The organism is Escherichia sp. MOD1-EC6021 (assembly GCF_002965245.1).
Classification (GTDB): domain Bacteria; phylum Pseudomonadota; class Gammaproteobacteria; order Enterobacterales; family Enterobacteriaceae; genus Escherichia; species Escherichia coli_F.
Map to the genome: position 1 here is coordinate 131,985 of NZ_PTRU01000002.1, position 17,653 is coordinate 149,637.

The window sequence follows — 17,653 nt, forward strand, 5'->3', positions numbered from 1 at the left end:
CACAGGCCCGTATCTCGGGCCTGATGTTCTGTTTCGAGAGTCCAAAATGAAAGTGACATTAACGTTTAACGAACAACGTCGTGCGGCGTATCGTCAGCAAGGATTATGGGGCGATGCTTCGCTGGCCGATTACTGGCAGCAGACCGCTCGTTCGATGCCAGATAAAATTGCCGTGGTCGATAATCATGGTGCATCGTACACCTATAGCGAGCTCGATCATGCCGCGAGCTGTCTGGCAAACTGGATGCTGGCGAAGGGTATTGAATCAGGCGATCGCATCGCATTTCAACTGCCAGGCTGGTGTGAATTTACCGTTATCTATCTTGCCTGCCTGAAAACCGGTGCGGTTTCCGTGCCGCTGTTGCCTTCCTGGCGGGAGGCTGAACTGGTGTGGGTGCTCAATAAGTGTCAGGCAAAAATGTTCTTTGCACCGACGTTGTTTAAACAAACGCGTCCGGTAGATTTAATCCTGCCGCTGCAAAATCAGCTTCCACAACTACAACAAATTGTCGGCGTGGACAAACTGGCTCCCGCCACCTCTTCCCTCTCATTAAGTCAGATTCTCGCCGACAATACCCCACTGACTACGGCGATAACGACCCACGGCGATGAATTAGCCGCTGTGCTATTTACCTCCGGAACCGAGGGTCTGCCAAAGGGCGTGATGCTAACGCATAACAATATTCTCGCCAGTGAGCGGGCTTATTGCGCGCGGCTGAATCTGACCTGGCAGGATGTCTTTATGATGCCTGCGCCACTTGGTCACGCAACGGGCTTTCTGCATGGCGTAACAGCACCTTTTTTGATTGGTGCTCGCAGCGTGTTGTTAGATATTTTCACTCCTGATGCGTGTCTCGCGCTGCTTGAGCAGCAGCGTTGCACCTGTATGCTCGGCGCAACACCGTTTGTCTATGACCTTTTGAATTTACTGGAGAAACAGCCCGCAGACCTTTCAGCGCTGCGCTTCTTTCTTTGCGGCGGCACCACGATCCCCAAAAAGGTGGCGCGTGAATGCCAACAACGCAGCATTAAATTATTAAGTGTTTATGGTTCCACAGAAAGTTCGCCGCATGCGGTGGTAAATCTCGACGATCCTTTGTCGCGCTTTATGAACACCGATGGTTACGCTGCCGCAGGCGTAGAGATTAAAGTGGTCGATGATGCACGCAAGACCTTACCGCCTGGTTGTGTAGGTGAAGAGGCTTCGCGTGGTCCCAATGTGTTTATGGGTTATTTTGATGAACCGGAATTAACCGCCCGTGCGCTGGATGAAGAAGGCTGGTATTACAGCGGCGATCTCTGCCGAATGGATGAAGCTGGCTATATAAAAATAACCGGGCGCAAGAAAGATATTATTGTCCGCGGCGGCGAAAATATTAGCAGCCGTGAAGTAGAAGATATTTTATTGCAGCATCCTAAAATTCACGATGCCTGTGTGGTTGCGATGCCCGATGAACGTTTAGGTGAACGCTCATGCGCTTATGTCGTGCTGAAAGCGCCGCATCATTCATTATCGCTGGAAGACGTGGTGACTTTTTTTAGCCGTAAACGGGTCGCGAAATATAAATATCCTGAACATATCGTGGTAATCGAAAAACTACCGCGCACTGCCTCAGGTAAAATACAAAAGTTTTTGTTAAGGAAAGATATTATGCGGCGATTAACTCAGGATGTCTGTGAAGAGATTGAATAAGTTTCATCTCGGGGATCACATAAACCCGGCGACAAAACGCCGCCGGGGATTTATTTTATTTCTTCAGTTCAGCCAGGCTTAACCAGGTTTGCACCACGGTATCCGGGTTCAGAGACAGGCTATCGATCCCCTCTTCCATCAACCATGCGGCAAAGTCTTCGTGGTCGGACGGACCCTGACCGCAAATCCCGACATATTTGCCCTGTTTCTTCGCGGCACGAATCGCCATCGACAGCAGTGCTTTCACCGCATCGTTGCGCTCATCGAACAGTTCAGACACCACGCCGGAGTCACGATCCAGACCGAGCGCCAGCTGCGTCATGTCGTTTGAGCCAATTGAGAAGCCGTCGAAATATTCGAGGAACTGCTCTGCCAGCAAGGCGTTGGACGGAATCTCACACATCATGATGATTTTCAGCCCGTTCTCACCACGCTTCAGCCCCTGACGCGCCAGTTCCTCAACCACCGCTTTCGCCTGATCTACGGTACGCACGAACGGGATCATGATCTCAACATTGGTCAGCCCCATGTCGTTGCGCACACGTTTCACTGCTTCACACTCCAGCGCGAAGCAGTCGCGGAAGCTGTCGGAAACATAGCGGCCCGCGCCACGGAAGCCGAGCATCGGGTTCTCTTCATCTGGCTCGTAACGCTCACCACCGACCAGGTTGGCATATTCGTTCGATTTAAAATCAGAGAGACGGACAATGACGCGCTTCGGATAAAACGCAGCACCCAACGTCGCGATCCCTTCAGTCAGACGACCAACGTAAAACTCACGCGGAGAATCAAAACCTTTCATCATCTCGCGGATTTCGTTTTGCAACTGCGGTTCCTGATCGTCAAACTCAAGCAGTGCGCGTGGGTGGACGCCAATCATACGGTTGATGATAAATTCCAGACGCGCAAGGCCCACGCCTTCGTTCGGCAGGCAGGCGAAATCGAAAGCACGGTCCGGGTTACCGACGTTCATCATCACTTTCAACGGCAGATCCGGCATCGTTTCTACGCTGGAGCTTTTCACGCTAAATTCCAGCAACTCAGCATAGACGTAACCGGTATCACCTTCTGCACAAGAAACAGTGACGTTCTCACCGTCTTTCATCCGTTCTGTTGCATCACCACAGCCCACTACCGCCGGAATGCCCAGTTCACGAGCGATGATCGCCGCGTGACAGGTACGTCCGCCACGGTTAGTGACGATAGCCGATGCTTTCTTCATGATCGGTTCCCAATCTGGGTCGGTCATGTCAGTGACCAGCACGTCGCCAGGTTCAATGCGGTTCATTTCGCTGATGTCATGAATGACTTTCACCGGACCCGCGCCGATGCGATGACCGATAGCGCGGCCTTCGGCGATAATCTTGCCCTGTGAATGCAGCGTATAACGTTCCATAACCTGACCGCGAGAACGCACAGTTTCTGGACGCGCCTGCACGATAAACAATTTACCGGTGTGGCCATCTTTCGCCCACTCAATATCCATCGGGCGACCGTAGTGTTTCTCAATTTGTACGGCCTGTTTTGCCAGTTCCTGCACTTCTTCGTTGGTCAGCGAGAAGATGTCACGCTGTTCCTGCGGTACGTCTTCGATTTTAACCTGCTTGCCGTGCTCCTGGGTCGGCGCGTAAACCATGCGGATTTTTTTTGACCCCATGGTGCGGCGCACGATAGCCGGGCGATTCGCCGCCAGTGTCGGTTTGTGCACGTAAAACTCATCCGGGTTAACCGCACCCTGCACGACCATTTCACCAAGGCCCCATGCGGAAGTGATAAACACCACCTGGTCAAAGCCGGATTCGGTATCAATGGAGAACATCACGCCAGAAGATGCGAGGTCGGAGCGCACCATCCGCTGAACACCGGCGGAGAGCGCCACGCCACGGTGATCGTAACCCTGGTGCACACGATAAGAGATGGCGCGATCGTTAAACAGAGAAGCAAATACATGTTTCACTGCCACGAGAACGGCGTCAAAACCCTGAACGTTGAGGAAAGTTTCCTGCTGGCCGGCAAAAGAAGCGTCCGGCATATCTTCTGCAGTAGCGGAGGAACGCACCGCAAAAGAGGCGTTTTCGTCATCGGCGGAAAGCTGTGCATAGGCTTCGCGGATGGCGTTTTCCAGCTCAGGCTGGAAGGGAGTGTCGATAATCCACTGGCGGATTTGCGCGCCCGCTTTCGCAAGCTGGGTAACATCGTCAATATCCGTTTTATCCAGCAGTTCATAAATGCGCTGGTTTACGCCGCTTTGATCCAGAAACTGGTTAAACGCGTCGGCGGTTGTGGCGAAACCATTCGGAACGGAAACACCCATTCCGGAAAGGTTAGTAATCATTTCACCCAGGGAGGCATTTTTGCCCCCAACCCTGTCTACATCATTCATGCCGAGTTGGTTATACCAAAGCACCAGCGGTGACGAGCCATTGTTGGACATCGAACAATCCTTTTGTGATAAATGAACGGTTTGAGAAACACATTTCTGCGCATTTATCTTTGCATATTTAACCGGATGAAAAAAACGGTGAATCGTTCAAGCAAATATATTTTTTTACTTTTTAAGACTGATCCCAGCGTTGCGCAAATCTGCTCTCTTCGACAATTTCCACATAAACCATCGGTATAAACGAAACCGTAAAAATGAAATGCTGTTTTCATAAAAAATAAAATTGAAGGTTCATTTTATAAACCAGACATAACGTTCTACGCTTCTGTGCGTTTTTAATTTATGCTTTCATAGAATTATGTCTGCATTACGGGAAGAACAAAATGGATAATGCTGTTGATCGCCACGTTTTTTATATTTCTGATGGTACGGCAATAACTGCGGAGGTATTAGGACACGCAGTAATGTCACAATTTCCCGTCACTATCAGCAGCATTACGCTGCCGTTTGTCGAAAATGAGAGCCGTGCACGGGCAGTGAAGGATCAGATTGACGCAATTTATCACCAGACAGGTGTGCGCCCACTGGTCTTCTACTCCATCGTGTTGCCGGAGATTCGCGCCATCATCTTGCAAAGTGAAGGCTTTTGCCAGGATATCGTTCAGGCGCTGGTTGCCCCGCTACAACAAGAGATGAAACTGGATCCAACGCCGATTGCTCATCGTACCCATGGCCTTAACCCTAATAATCTCAATAAATACGATGCGCGCATTGCGGCGATTGATTACACCCTTGCCCATGACGACGGCATTTCGTTGCGCAATCTGGACCAGGCTCAGGTGATCCTGCTCGGCGTTTCTCGCTGTGGTAAAACCCCCACCAGTCTGTATCTGGCAATGCAATTTGGTATCCGCGCGGCAAACTACCCCTTTATTGCCGACGATATGGATAATCTGGTGCTACCCGCGTCGCTCAAACCGCTTCAGCATAAATTGTTCGGCCTGACTATCGACCCGGAACGTCTGGCGGCGATTCGCGAGGAACGTCGGGAGAACAGTCGCTATGCCTCGCTTCGTCAGTGCAGGATGGAAGTCGCGGAAGTGGAAGCGTTGTACCGTAAAAATCAGATCCCATGGATTAACAGTACCAATTATTCGGTAGAAGAGATTGCCACCAAGATCCTTGATATCATGGGCCTTAGTCGTCGAATGTACTAGAGAACTAGTGCATTAACTTGTTTTTTTGTTATCATGCTAACCACCCGGCGAGGTGTGACACACCTCGCACTTGAAATCAGCTGCGATTGGTTTATCGTGATGCGCATCACTTCCCGGTAGTCCTGCCGTAGAAGCAACAAATTTCTGAGACTTGTAATGAACAGAACTGACGAACTCCGTACTGCGCGTATTGAGAGCCTGGTAACGCCCGCCGAACTCGCGCTACGGTATCCCGTAACGCCTGGCGTCGCCACCCATGTCACCGACTCCCGCCGCAGAATTGAAAAAATACTGAATGGTGAAGATAAGCGACTGTTGGTCATTATTGGCCCCTGCTCGATCCACGATCTCACCGCTGCAATGGAGTACGCCACCCGTCTGCAGTCGCTGCGCAACCAGTACCAGTCACGGCTGGAAATCGTAATGCGCACCTATTTTGAAAAACCACGAACTGTTGTCGGCTGGAAAGGGCTAATCTCCGATCCGGATTTAAACGGCAGCTATCGGGTAAATCACGGTCTGGAGCTGGCGCGCAAATTACTTTTACAGGTAAATGAGCTGGGCGTCCCTACCGCGACTGAGTTCCTCGATATGGTGACCGGTCAGTTTATTGCTGATTTAATCAGTTGGGGCGCGATTGGCGCACGTACTACCGAAAGTCAGATCCACCGTGAAATGGCTTCGGCACTCTCCTGTCCGGTAGGTTTTAAAAATGGTACCGATGGCAACACGCGAATTGCCGTGGATGCTATCCGCGCTGCCCGCGCCAGCCATATGTTCCTCTCGCCTGACAAAAACGGTCAAATGACCATCTATCAGACCAGCGGCAATCCGTATGGCCACATTATTATGCGTGGCGGCAAAAAGCCGAATTACCATGCGGATGATATCGCCGCTGCCTGCGATACGTTGCACGAGTTTGATTTACCTGAACATCTGGTGGTGGATTTCAGCCACGGCAACTGCCAGAAGCAGCATCGTCGCCAGTTAGAAGTTTGTGAGGATATTTGTCAGCAAATCCGCAATGGCTCTACGGCGATTGCTGGAATTATGGCGGAAAGTTTCCTGCGCGAAGGAACGCAAAAAATCGTCGGCGGTCAGCCGCTCACTTACGGTCAATCCATTACCGACCCGTGTCTGGGCTGGGAAGATACCGAACGCCTGGTCGAAAAACTCGCCTCTGCGGTTGATACCCGCTTCTGAATGCGTGCCCATTCCTGACGGAATGGGCATTTCTGCGCAACTTGTTGTCTTCTCAACAAATTACTGCTTGCTCTGGCCCGCCAGAATATTGATAATAAGAATCATTGTTATATCAATTATTATTAATTTTTATGCGTTATACGGATAGCAGAAAACTCACGCCTGAAACGGATGCCAATCACAAGACCGCTTCCCCGCAGCCCATTCGGCGAATTACCAGCCAGGCACTGTTAGGTCCGGATGGCAAACTGATTATCGATCATGACGGGCAAGAATATCTGCTCCGTAAAACTCAGGCTGGCAAGCTGCTGTTGACCAAGTAGCCTTTAACTCGAGCAGCTGACTTGAAGCCGTTTACCCCAGTCAGGTGGACGACTGACATAGTCATCATCCCTGTCGCTGAAAGGATTTCGCAACGCCTCATGCAGGCGGTGCAATTCCGTCATATCACCCTTTTCTGCCGCTTCAATCGCCCGTTGCGCCAACCAGTTGCGCAACACCAGAGCTGGGTTAACGCTTTGCATCAGCTGCTGACGCTCACTATCGGTAACCTCGTCTTGTTGCAAACGTACCCGATAACGGGCAAACCAGTCATCAAATGCCGCACGATCGATAAACTCATCACGTAGCGGTGACGCCGCGCTGTACTGCTCGGTCAGACTCAGCATGCGGAATGTTCGGGTATAATCGCTGCGCTCTCGCGCCATCAGACTGAATAATTCATTCAGTAGCGCGTTATCCTCTTTTTGCTCCGTCATGAAGCCCAGTTTCTGCCGCATCCGTTGTCCATAATGCGTCAACAAAACCTGCTGATAGCTGTCCAGGGCCTCATTCAGGGCATCTACGGCAACAAATGGTGACAATGTCTGCGCCAGACGCTGTAAATTCCACAACGCGACGGCAGGTTGATTATCAAAGCTGTAACGCCCTTGGTGATCCGAGTGATTACAAATAAAACCGGGTTCGTAATCATCAAGAAAACCAAACGGCCCGTAATCAAGCGTCAGCCCCAGCAGCGACATGTTGTCGGTATTCATCACCCCATGAGCAAAGCCGACCGTCTGCCATTGGGCAATTAACGATGCGGTACGTGCGACAACATCGGTAAACCAGAGACGGTATTTGTCCTCATCATCTGCAAGATGTGACCAGTAATGACGAATAGCAAATTCAGCTAACTGACGAACCTTTTCCGGCTCGCGGCGATAGTAAAAATGTTCGAAATGACCAAAGCGCAGATGGCTTGGTGCCACACGCATCAGCATCGCGCCTGGCTCCACCGTTTCCCGATACACTGGCGAATCGCTGGTGACGATACTCAACGCGCGGGTCGTCGGAATGCCCAGATAATGCATCGCCTCACTGGCGAGACTTTCTCGTATCGTCGAACGTAAAACCGCCCGTCCATCACCCATTCGCGAATAAGGCGTCAGGCCAGCACCTTTCAGATGCCAGTCCATTGTAGTGCCATCAGCAAGCCGTTGTTCGCCGAGTAAAATGCCGCGCCCATCACCCAGTTGGCCCGCCCAGACGCCGAACTGATGACCACTGTAAACCTGCGCCAGTGGTGACATACCAGGCAGTAGGGTTTCGCCACCCCAGACACCTGCGCCATTTTTAAACAGTGACGATGGAATACCCAGCGTGTTAGCCAGTTCGGCATTATGCCAAATCAGCCGGGCATTATTTAAAGGCGTAGGGGAAAGTGTTGTATAGGTTGCTGGCAATTCATCGCGCCAACGGGTAATAAAAGACAGGGTCATAGATCCTCCTGTTTGATAGTGTAGACGGTTACTCTCGTCTTAAACACCAGCAAACAGGAGGGTTATCGCTGAACCAACGTCGTTATCTGATTTACAGGAACGGCAGGCCACAGGCATCCCTGGAGAGCATGGAAATCAAAGGGGGTAATCTGTGCCATTATTTCTGGCGTATCAATGCCCCCCGCGATGATGCAATTGCAACATGGGGAAATTTGCGCCTGGATCGCACGAATAAACGGTTCGAAGGAGCGATGCGTGATTTGTTGCTGAATAAAACTTTTATCCAGCATGACGCGGGTGAAAAGACCATCAAAAACCGCTTTCATTGTGCTATTGCCTGCGCCCAAATTACCTAACACAAGGGGATACATTTGCGATAAGGACAAAAGATCGCGATTATCTTTTCCTTCATCGAGATGCGGGTAATTCTCATTAATCAACAGTTCAATAAACGGATATTTTAATAGTTCGCCCGCGTAATTATCCCTGTCTAATAATAAAGTAGCCACTTGTGGGGTTAAATTAAGCCAGGCAAAGAGTTTATGTTGAATAAAAAAGTGTTGGCATGATTTTAGCAATTCCAACTGCTCAGAAAATAATTGCCAATGTTGCTCCTCGGTAAGTTGCGCTATAACCCGACTCGTCGGTATACGAACCGTACCATCTTCACTGGAGAAATGGGTAATTAACTCAACGCCGACAAGGTCTTGCTGGTTATCTCTTATCGGCAGGAAATAGCAATCAGAATGATAAAGATTCTCCAAAAAAATCTTCATGGTAACCGTCCCTCTCGAAGGATGTTTTTCAGTATCCGGCTAAAAGGGATGAGGCCATAAGACATAACAATTACAGAAGGAGTAACTTTCATTTGTTCCATGTTAACCACTTTTTCAGGGGTCCTTTTATTAGATTATCCTGATTATAAACGAATAATCCATATACGGTATTTTTGTCTGTAAAATACTACTGTATTCAGGAGTAAATGGACGGAGATGTATCATCGCCGTCCATTTTTCGACATACTAGATTCGTCTCGCCTGCCAGAAATTTTTCTGCCAATAGACATTATCGAGTGAGGAACGCATCACTCCCTTGCTGGTAGAGGCGTGGATAAATTGGTTGTTGGTATCGTAAATACCTACATGCAAACCATTTTGTCCGGAGCCCGTTTTGAAAAAGACCAGGTCACCAGGCAGCAACTCGTCTTTATCAATTTGCGTGCCGATAGAGGCTTGTTGTTTGGTTTCACGGGGCAGCTGCAAATCGAAACGATCGCGCATCGTCACAACCACAAACCCCGAACAGTCCACACCGCGCCGCGTCATGCCACCATAACGATACGGCGTGCCATGCCAGCTCTGTAGCTGGTCGTTCAAACCGGCAATAACGGTAATCGAATCAGAAAGTCTGGCATTTGGCGGCGGTGCTTTATGGTGGCTACACCCGGCCAGAAACAGTGCTGTGATCAAAATAAGGCAGAAACGCATTCCGTACGGTTCCTCTGTTTTTTATTCTTGCATTAATTTAGCGTCGTAATTACCCGATTTTCAAGATACTAATGAAATCAGATGGTCGAAATCAGCATTCTGTGACCTTCGATATCCAGACGGCGAAAATTCATCCCATAGGCCTGCGCCAGATTTGGCGGCGTGAGCACCTCTTCTCTGCGTCCACTGGCCAGCATTTTTCCACCTTTTAGCAACCACGCCCGATGCGCATGACGCAAGGTGTGGTTGAGATCGTGACTGCTCATAACAATCGCCAGTCCTTGCTGACACAGCGCGCTCAGAATTTTGTCTAACGCACTTTGTTGCGCAACATCAAGACTGTTCATAGGCTCATCAAGAAGTAGTAATTGGCCTGCGGGATTGGCTTGTGGTGTGATTTGCAGCACCACCGCAGCAAGACGTACGCGTTGCCATTCGCCGCCGGAAAGTTGATTGGTGCTACGTCCGAGTTTGTCATCAAGAGCCAGCGCCCCTGCGACATCATTCAGTAGTTCGGTACGCGTTTTATCGTGCTGATGCAGTGTCAGGTAGTGCCAGACCGGCATTGCAAACGGTGGCGTCTGTTGTTGTGAAAGATAGGCGCGATGCAGCGCGAGTTTTGTTGCGGACCATGCTTCCAGTGGTTGCCCCGCGAACTGAATGCTTCCCTTACCGCTGGTCATTCCGGCCATTCGCGCCAGTAAGGTACTCTTACCCGCGCCATTCGGCCCCACCAGATGCAGGATCTCCCCAGCCCGAACCTCGCCAGAAAGCGGCCCAAGGCGGGTTGATTCCGCAACATCCTGTAGCTGCATCACAATAGACATTATTTCGCCAACGCCAGTTTAATGCTTTCCATCACAATGGGATCTTCCGGCGTCATATCCGGGGAAAAACGCTGGATGACCAATCCGTCCCTGCCAACTAAAAATTTCTCAAAATTCCATAAAATATCATCAGGGTACAGCGGTGCACGACCTTTGCTGACCATACGGGCATAGAATCCGCTCTCTTCCGGCGCGACTGCCGTCGGCGCTGCGGCAATCAATTTTTGATACAGCGGATGGCGTCCTTCGCCATTAACTTCAATCTTACTGAACATCGGGAACGTCACCCCCCAGGTAGTGGTGCAGTAAGTTTTAATCTCTTCATCGCTGCCCGGTTCTTGCTCCAGAAACTGGTTGCACGGGAATCCCAGCACCACAAAACCACGATCGGCCCAGGCTTTCTGAATATTCTCCAACTGCTCATATTGCGGCGTTAAGCCACACTTTGAGGCGACATTGACAATCAACAGCACATTACCGGCGTACTTCTCCAGCGTGGTCACTTCACCGTCGATATCTTTCACTACGGTCGTCAGAATGGAATCTTGCATCGTTTCTCCTGGGTGGTCAGTAAAAATCTTAGCTTTTAATCATAGACCGTCTTTTTGCGGCTAACGTCCTGCTTTTAACAATAACCAGATAAACACCGGCGCACCCAACGTTGCGGTGACCACGCCAATAGGCAGCTCTGCGGCAGCTAATGCCAGGCGCGCTACAACATCGGCCAGCAGTAATGCGCTCGCCCCTGCCAGCGCGCAGCCGGGAAGTAATACGCGATGATCGGTCAAACCACATAACCGGAGAATATGTGGGATCACCAGACCAATAAAGCCGATAGCACCCGCCAACGCCACACTGACGCCAACCATCCAGCCGGTCGCTGCCACCAGCACATTGCGCCAGAACCACAGGGGTAAACCCAGTTGCCGCGCCGAGATCTCGCCAAGTGCTAACATATTCATCGGTCTGGACTGACAACAGATCCACAACAACACGGGGATCAATGCCAGCATCAGCCAACTTTGCCGCCAGTCTACGCCGCCAAAACCGCCCATCATCCAGTACATCAGCTGACGTAAATCAACAGAGGTGGAAAAATAGATAGCCCACGTCATTAGTGCGCTACAGATAATCCCTAATGCAACACCAGCCAGCAATAACCGACTGGTCGAAAGATGACGACGGGCAAAACGTAAGAGTATTAAAGTGATGATAAGCGCGCCAGCAATCGCACACAGCCCTAGTGCCCAGTTTGGGAGTTGCCCTTGCCCAAGCAATACCGCGGCGATAAGCCCTACGCCTGCGCCGTTAGAGACGCCAAGTAGTCCAGGTTCTGCCAGAGGATTTTCAAACAATGCCTGCATTACAGCGCCGGATATAGCCAGCGCCGCACCAACCAGCAATACAGCCAGCGTACGTGGCAGGCGAATTTGCCAGACGAACAGTTCGCCACGAGGAGTAAACCAGTCACCTGGCGAAATCCATTGTTCACCGGCGCAAAGGCTTAAGAGAAGCGCCAGCAGCATCAAAACTGACAGGCATAATAACCAGCGAATATTTTGTCGCTGTTGTTGGCGGGCAAGTGTCAGCATGGTATCCGTTCTGCTGAAGTGTCATGGCGTTGATTTTACGGTGACTCTTCGACAGTGAAAAGAAAAAAGGCCGCAGAGCGGCCTTTTTAGTTAGATCAGATTACTCGTCTTTGGGCGAAGCGTTTTCGACCCGGCTTTTTAACTTCTGCCCGGGTCTGAAGGTCACCACGCGCCGTGCTGTAATGGGAATATCCTCGCCCGTTTTCGGGTTACGTCCCGGGCGTTGATTCTTATCACGCAGATCGAAGTTACCAAAACCAGAGAGTTTCACCTGTTCGCCGTTTTCCAGAGCTCGACGGATCTCTTCGAAAAACAGTTCAACCAGTTCTTTGGCATCCCGCTTGCTAAGCCCAAGCTTATCAAACAGATATTCTGACATTTCAGCTTTTGTAAGCGCCATAGGTTCAATCCCTCAATGATGCCTGGAATCGCTCTTTTAATGCCTCTACACATTTGGCGACGGTAGCGGCAATCTCCTCTTCTTCGAGTGTACGGCTGGTATCTTGCAGGATCAGGCTTATGGCGAGGCTCTTATACCCCTCCGCAACACCCTTACCGCGGTACACGTCAAATAAGTTTACGCCAACTACCTGATTTACGCCAACTTTCTTACATTCGGATAAAATATCCGCTGCGGGAACGTTTTCTGCGACCACCACCGCGATGTCACGACGGTTCGCCGGGAAGCGAGAAATCTCGCGCGCCTGAGGCACCACGCGGTCTGCGAGCTTGTTCCACTCCAGTTCGAACACCAGAGTGCGACCGTTAAGATCCAGTTTACGTTCCAGTTCAGGATGAACAACCCCAACAAAACCAATACGTTCACCTTTCAGATAAATCGCTGCGGATTGCCCCGGATGCAGTGCCGGATTCGCTTCTGCACGGAACTCAACCTCATTAAGTTTACCGGTCAGGTCGAGAACGGATTCAAGATCGCCTTTCAAATCATAGAAATCAACGGTCTCTTTTGCCAGGTTCCAGTGCTCTTCGTAACGGTTACCGCAAATCACACCGGCTAACATCAGATCCTGACGAATGCCCAACGGTGCCTGAGTATCTGGCACGAAACGCAGACCACTTTCGAAAATGCGCACACGGTTCTGCTGACGGTTCTGGTTGTACACCACGGTTGCCAGCAGGCCGGTCCACAGGGAAAGACGCATTGCTGACATTTCAACGGAAATAGGGCTTGGCAGCAGTAAGGCTTCAACGCCTGGATGGATCATCTGCTGCACTTTCGGATCAACGAAGCTGTAGGTGATCACTTCCTGATAGCCTTTGTCGTTGAGCAGCGTTTTCACGCGCTTGAGCGACAGATCGGCTTCGCGGTGAGTACCCATAATCAGGTTTGCCTGCACCGGCTCATCAGGGATGTTGTTGTAGCCGTAAACACGCGCGACTTCTTCGACCAGATCTTCTTCAATCTCCATGTCGAAACGCCAGCTCGGCGCAACTGCCTGCCACTCGTCTTTGCCTTCGGTCACTTCGCAGCCGAGACGACGCAGAATGTCAGTGACCTGCTCATCGGCAATATGATGGCCAATCAGGCGATCCAGTTTGCTGCGACGCAAAGTGATGGTTGCACGCTTCGGCAGCGTTGCTTCGTTGGTGATATCAATTACCGGACCAGCCTCACCACCGCAGATGTCGATCAGCAGACGGGTCGCACGTTCCATCGCTTTGTGCTGCAGTGCCGGATCAACGCCACGCTCATAACGGTGAGACGCATCAGTATGCAGACCATGACGACGAGCACGACCGGTGATAGACAGCGGGCTGAAGAAAGCGCATTCCAACAGGACGTTTTGCGTTTCGTCATTCACGCCAGAGTGTTCGCCACCAAAGATGCCGCCCATCGCCAGCGCCTTGTTGTGGTCGGCGATGACCAGGGTGTCAGCGTTCAGCTTCGCTTCGGTACCGTCGAGCAGTACCAGCGTTTCGCCCTCTTTCGCCATCCGCACCACAATGCCGCCTTCAATGCGATCTTTATCGAAAGCGTGCATCGGCTGGCCCAGTTCGAGCAGCACATAGTTGGTGACGTCAACAACTGCATCGATAGAACGGATCCCGCAACGACGCAGTTTTTCTTTCATCCACAGCGGAGTTGGCGCTTTAACGTTAATGCCTTTTACCACACGGCCAAGATAACGCGGGCAGGCTTCCGGCGCTTCTACTGCAATCGGCAGCGTGTCGTCGATGGTCGCACCAACCGGAACGATTTCCGGTTCAACCAGCGGCAGCTGGTTCAGCACGGCAACATCACGCGCCACGCCGATAATGCCTAAGCAATCGGCACGGTTTGGTGTCACGCTGATTTCGATGGTGTTGTCATCGAGTTTCAGGTATTCGCGGATGTCGGTGCCAATCGGCGCATCCGCTGGCAGTTCGATAATGCCGCTGTGATCGTCAGAAATTCCCAGCTCAGAAAAGGAGCACAGCATCCCTTCAGACGGTTCGCCGCGCAGTTTTGCCGCTTTAATTTTGAAATCACCCGGCAGAACAGCACCAATGGTCGCTACCGCCACACGCAGGCCCTGACGGCAGTTTGGCGCACCGCAGACAATGTCCAGCAGGCGATCGCCGCCGACATTCACTTTTGTCACTCGCAGTTTGTCAGCGTTCGGATGCTGCGCACACTCAACCACTTCACCCACAACCACGCCGTGGAAGCTACCGGCAACCGGTTCTACACCGTCAACTTCCAGGCCCGCCATAGTGATTTGATTTGCCAGCGCATTGCTATCAATCGCCGGGTTCACCCATTCGCGTAACCACAGTTCACTGAATTTCATAATCTATTCCTGCCTTATTTAAACTGTTTGAGGAAACGCAGATCGTTTTCGAAGAATGAACGCAGGTCGGTGACGCCGTAACGCAACATAGTCAGACGCTCCATCCCCATCCCGAAGGCGAAACCAGAGTAAACTTCCGGATCGATGCCAACATTACGCAGCACGTTCGGATGCACCATCCCGCAGCCCAGTACTTCCAGCCATTTACCGTTTTTACCCATGACGTCCACTTCTGCAGAAGGTTCGGTAAACGGGAAGTAGGAAGGACGGAAGCGGATCTGCAAATCTTCCTCAAAGAAGTTACGCAGGAAGTCGTGCAGCGTGCCTTTCAGGTTGGTAAAGCTGATGTTGGTATCAACAATCAGACCTTCCATCTGATGGAACATCGGCGTGTGAGTCTGGTCGTAGTCGTTACGATAAACGCGGCCAGGCGCGATGATACGAATCGGTGGCTGCTGAGCTTTCATGGTGCGGATCTGTACGCCAGAGGTCTGGGTACGCAGCAGGCGGGTAGCATCAAACCAGAAAGTGTCGTGGTCAGCGCGCGCCGGGTGGTGACCAGGAATGTTCAGAGCATCGAAGTTATGATAATCGTCTTCGATTTCCGGCCCGGTTGCCACGGTAAAGCCAAGCTCACCGAAGAAACTTTCGATACGGTCGATGGTACGGGTCACCGGATGCAGACCGCCGTTTTCAATACGACGACCCGGCAGGGAGACATCAATCGTTTCCGCAGCCAGACGCGCATTCAGCGCTGCGCTTTCCAGTTCCGCTTTACGTGCATTCAGCGCCTGCTGAACCTGCTCTTTCGCTTCGTTGATAACCGCACCGGCTGCCGGGCGTTCTTCTGGCGGCAGCTCACGCAGGGTCGTCATCTGAAGGGTTAAGTGCCCTTTTTTACCCAAATATTCGACGCGCACATTGTCTAACGCGGCAACATCTGACGCCTGGCTAATGGCCGCCTTCGCACTGGCAACCAGTTCTGCGAGATGTGACATGGTTTTCCTCATTGTGTCAGTGGTGACACTGGTTCGTTGGACTTAGAGCCTATCCCATCAGGCTATTTTACTTGCCATTTTGGTCCCGGGCAGTGCTCGAAATCCTCACGTACTTAAGTACGCTCCGGTTTCTCCGCGCTGGCCGTGCCCAGACTGGCTGCGACAATTACGCCTGATGAGACAGGCTTTTTATTTTTCAAAACGCGCATACAAAAAAAGCCTCCACTGGGAGGCTTTCAGGCGCTGTTTTCCGTTTCTCTTCTCACGCGCTAGCCTCCTGGAGTCAGGTGCTAAAGTAAAAAAAGAAGCGGAAAATAGCAGCATTCATTGCTTGCGTTACCTTTTGGTACTTTTCAAAAGACCTTTATTGAAAAGGCTACGGCGATAAAAGTCAATGTTTTGATGGCGTTGAAACGAAAAGAGGGAGACTAGCTCCCTCTTTCAACTGGCTTATGCCAGAGCTGCTTTCGCTTTTTCAACCAGAGCGGTGAACGCTACTTTGTCGAATACTGCGATATCAGCCAGGATCTTACGGTCGATTTCAACAGAGGCTTTTTTCAGGCCATTGATGAATTTGCTGTAAGAAATACCGTTCTGACGTGCTGCTGCGTTGATACGCGCAATCCACAGTTGACGGAACTGACGCTTACGTTGACGACGGTCACGGTAAGCATACTGACCAGCTTTGATAACAGCCTGGAAGGCAACGCGGTATACGCGAGAACGCGCACCGTAGTAGCCTTTAGCTTGTTTCAAAATTTTCTTGTGACGTGCGCGTGCAATAACACCACGTTTTACGCGAGCCATATGTGCTCTCCTGTATCTATATTCTAATTAAAAAGTTAAAAAACGTTAACGGCTTATGCGTACGGCAGGCACGCGATTACCAGGCCCAGATCGCCTTTGGAAACCATGGCTTTCGGACGCAGGTGACGTTTACGTTTGGTCGCTTTTTTGGTCAGAATGTGACGCAGGTTAGCGTGCTTGTGCTTAAAACCACCTTTACCGGTTTTTTTGAAGCGCTTAGCAGCACCGCGTACGGTCTTAATTTTTGGCATTTTAATAACTTCCACTTCGCATTGTTAATAAACGAAACAAAGGCGAACAATGCCTGTGAAGCCCAAAGGCTCCACAGACAGTGCTACTTGAAGGCCTTACTGTTTCTTCTTAGGAGCGAGCACCATGATCATCTGGCGGCCTTCGATCTTCGTTGGGAAGGATTCGACCACTGCCAGTTCTTGCAAATCGTCTTTCACGCGATTAAGCACTTCCATACCGATTTGCTGGTGCGCCATCTCACGACCGCGGAAACGCAGCGTGATTTTGGCTTTATCACCCTCTTCGAGAAAGCGAATCAGGCTGCGGAGTTTTACCTGATAGTCGCCTTCATCTGTACCAGGACGGAATTTAATTTCCTTAACCTGGATAACTTTTTGCTTTTTCTTCTGTTCCTTAGAAGACTTGCTCTTTTCATAGAGGAATTTGCCGTAATCCATTATACGACAAACCGGCGGCTCGGCGTTAGGGCTGATCTCGACTAAGTCTACTCCGGCTTCTTCTGCTTTCTCCAGAGCTTCTCTCAGACTCACAATACCAAGCTGCTCGCCTTCCAGACCTGTTAAGCGAACTTCCTGGGCGCGAATTTCGCCATTGATACGGTTAGGGCGCGCCGTTTGAACTCGTTTTCCGCCTTTAATA

The 17,653-nt window shown here is 51.0% G+C and carries 18 protein-coding genes and 1 other annotated feature; of the genes, 4 read left to right on the top strand and 14 right to left on the bottom strand.

Going from position 1 to position 17,653, the window contains the following annotated elements; genetic code table 11:
* Positions 1 to 46: 46 nt before the first annotated feature.
* A complete protein-coding gene (fadK, locus tag BEB54_RS02835) occupies positions 47 to 1,693 on the top strand; it encodes a medium-chain fatty-acid--CoA ligase (RefSeq protein WP_105277027.1) in 1,647 nt (548 codons plus the stop codon).
* Positions 1,694 to 1,748: 55 nt separating this feature from the next.
* On the opposite strand, the gene ppsA is transcribed toward fadK, so the two are convergent.
* Positions 1,749 to 4,127 carry a phosphoenolpyruvate synthase gene (gene ppsA / locus BEB54_RS02840; RefSeq protein WP_000069375.1) on the bottom strand — a complete coding sequence of 793 codons (2,379 nt, stop codon included), beginning with the start codon at positions 4,125 to 4,127 and terminating at the stop codon, positions 1,749 to 1,751.
* Positions 4,128 to 4,459: 332 nt separating this feature from the next.
* Between ppsA and ppsR the strand changes: the two genes are divergently transcribed.
* The 3 genes from ppsR (at position 4,460) to hemP (ending at position 6,819) form a co-directional block, all read left to right on the top strand.
* Positions 4,460 to 5,293 (top strand): posphoenolpyruvate synthetase regulatory kinase/phosphorylase PpsR, encoded by an 834-nt coding sequence (gene ppsR, locus BEB54_RS02850; protein ID WP_000368046.1) that lies wholly within the window; start codon positions 4,460 to 4,462, stop codon positions 5,291 to 5,293.
* Between the two features lie 156 nt (positions 5,294 to 5,449).
* Positions 5,450 to 6,496 carry a 3-deoxy-7-phosphoheptulonate synthase AroH gene (aroH, locus tag BEB54_RS02855; RefSeq protein ID WP_001082226.1) on the top strand — a complete coding sequence of 349 codons (1,047 nt, stop codon included), beginning with the start codon at positions 5,450 to 5,452 and terminating at the stop codon, positions 6,494 to 6,496.
* 131 nt (positions 6,497 to 6,627) lie between these two features.
* Complete coding sequence (gene hemP / locus BEB54_RS02860) at positions 6,628 to 6,819, top strand: hemin uptake protein HemP (RefSeq protein ID WP_105276970.1); 192 nt, start codon at positions 6,628 to 6,630, stop codon at positions 6,817 to 6,819.
* Positions 6,820 to 6,822: 3 nt separating this feature from the next.
* Here hemP and selO read toward each other — a convergent pair whose 3' ends face one another.
* The 13 genes from selO to infC all read right to left on the bottom strand — a co-directional run bounded on the left by selO (position 6,823) and on the right by infC (position 17,652).
* Positions 6,823 to 8,259: a protein adenylyltransferase SelO gene (selO, locus tag BEB54_RS02865; protein WP_105276969.1), complete on the bottom strand. Its 1,437-nt coding sequence runs from the start codon at positions 8,257 to 8,259 to the stop codon at positions 6,823 to 6,825.
* 62 nt (positions 8,260 to 8,321) lie between these two features.
* Positions 8,322 to 9,035: an anti-FlhDC factor gene (gene ydiV / locus BEB54_RS02870; RefSeq protein WP_001563444.1), complete on the bottom strand. Its 714-nt coding sequence runs from the start codon at positions 9,033 to 9,035 to the stop codon at positions 8,322 to 8,324.
* A gap of 246 nt (positions 9,036 to 9,281) precedes the next feature.
* Positions 9,282 to 9,746, bottom strand: coding sequence for a C40 family peptidase (locus BEB54_RS02875; protein ID WP_001209785.1), 465 nt, complete (start codon positions 9,744 to 9,746; stop codon positions 9,282 to 9,284).
* Between the two features lie 77 nt (positions 9,747 to 9,823).
* Positions 9,824 to 10,573: a vitamin B12 ABC transporter ATP-binding protein BtuD gene (gene btuD / locus BEB54_RS02880; RefSeq protein ID WP_000029466.1), complete on the bottom strand. Its 750-nt coding sequence runs from the start codon at positions 10,571 to 10,573 to the stop codon at positions 9,824 to 9,826.
* Complete coding sequence (gene btuE, locus BEB54_RS02885; RefSeq protein WP_001154187.1) at positions 10,573 to 11,124, bottom strand: bifunctional thioredoxin/glutathione peroxidase; 552 nt, start codon at positions 11,122 to 11,124, stop codon at positions 10,573 to 10,575. The genes btuD and btuE overlap by 1 nt, the downstream gene beginning before the upstream one ends.
* 60 nt (positions 11,125 to 11,184) lie before the next feature.
* Positions 11,185 to 12,165, bottom strand: a complete 981-nt coding sequence (gene btuC / locus BEB54_RS02890; protein WP_000956530.1) for a vitamin B12 ABC transporter permease BtuC — start codon at positions 12,163 to 12,165, stop codon at positions 11,185 to 11,187.
* A gap of 100 nt (positions 12,166 to 12,265) precedes the next feature.
* Positions 12,266 to 12,565 (bottom strand): integration host factor subunit alpha, encoded by a 300-nt coding sequence (ihfA, locus tag BEB54_RS02895; RefSeq protein WP_001229265.1) that lies wholly within the window; start codon positions 12,563 to 12,565, stop codon positions 12,266 to 12,268.
* 4 nt (positions 12,566 to 12,569) lie between these two features.
* On the bottom strand, positions 12,570 to 14,957 hold the full coding sequence (pheT, locus tag BEB54_RS02900) for a phenylalanine--tRNA ligase subunit beta (RefSeq protein ID WP_105271097.1): 2,388 nt from the start codon (positions 14,955 to 14,957) through the stop codon (positions 12,570 to 12,572).
* Between the two features lie 14 nt (positions 14,958 to 14,971).
* Positions 14,972 to 15,955: a phenylalanine--tRNA ligase subunit alpha gene (gene pheS, locus BEB54_RS02905; RefSeq protein ID WP_000018588.1), complete on the bottom strand. Its 984-nt coding sequence runs from the start codon at positions 15,953 to 15,955 to the stop codon at positions 14,972 to 14,974.
* Between the two features lie 209 nt (positions 15,956 to 16,164).
* Positions 16,165 to 16,289, bottom strand: a sequence feature (Phe leader region).
* A complete protein-coding gene (gene pheM, locus BEB54_RS02910) occupies positions 16,239 to 16,283 on the bottom strand; it encodes a pheST operon leader peptide PheM (RefSeq protein ID WP_001386830.1) in 45 nt (14 codons plus the stop codon). (Overlaps the previous feature by 45 nt.)
* 116 nt (positions 16,290 to 16,405) lie before the next feature.
* Positions 16,406 to 16,762 (bottom strand): 50S ribosomal protein L20, encoded by a 357-nt coding sequence (gene rplT, locus BEB54_RS02915; protein ID WP_000124850.1) that lies wholly within the window; start codon positions 16,760 to 16,762, stop codon positions 16,406 to 16,408.
* A gap of 53 nt (positions 16,763 to 16,815) precedes the next feature.
* Complete coding sequence (rpmI, locus tag BEB54_RS02920; RefSeq protein WP_001124225.1) at positions 16,816 to 17,013, bottom strand: 50S ribosomal protein L35; 198 nt, start codon at positions 17,011 to 17,013, stop codon at positions 16,816 to 16,818.
* Positions 17,014 to 17,109: 96 nt separating this feature from the next.
* The gene (infC, locus tag BEB54_RS02925) at positions 17,110 to 17,652 is read right to left on the bottom strand and encodes a translation initiation factor IF-3 (protein WP_001700733.1); all 543 of its coding nucleotides are present in this window, start codon (positions 17,650 to 17,652) and stop codon (positions 17,110 to 17,112) included.
* Between the last annotated feature and the right edge of the window lies 1 nt (position 17,653).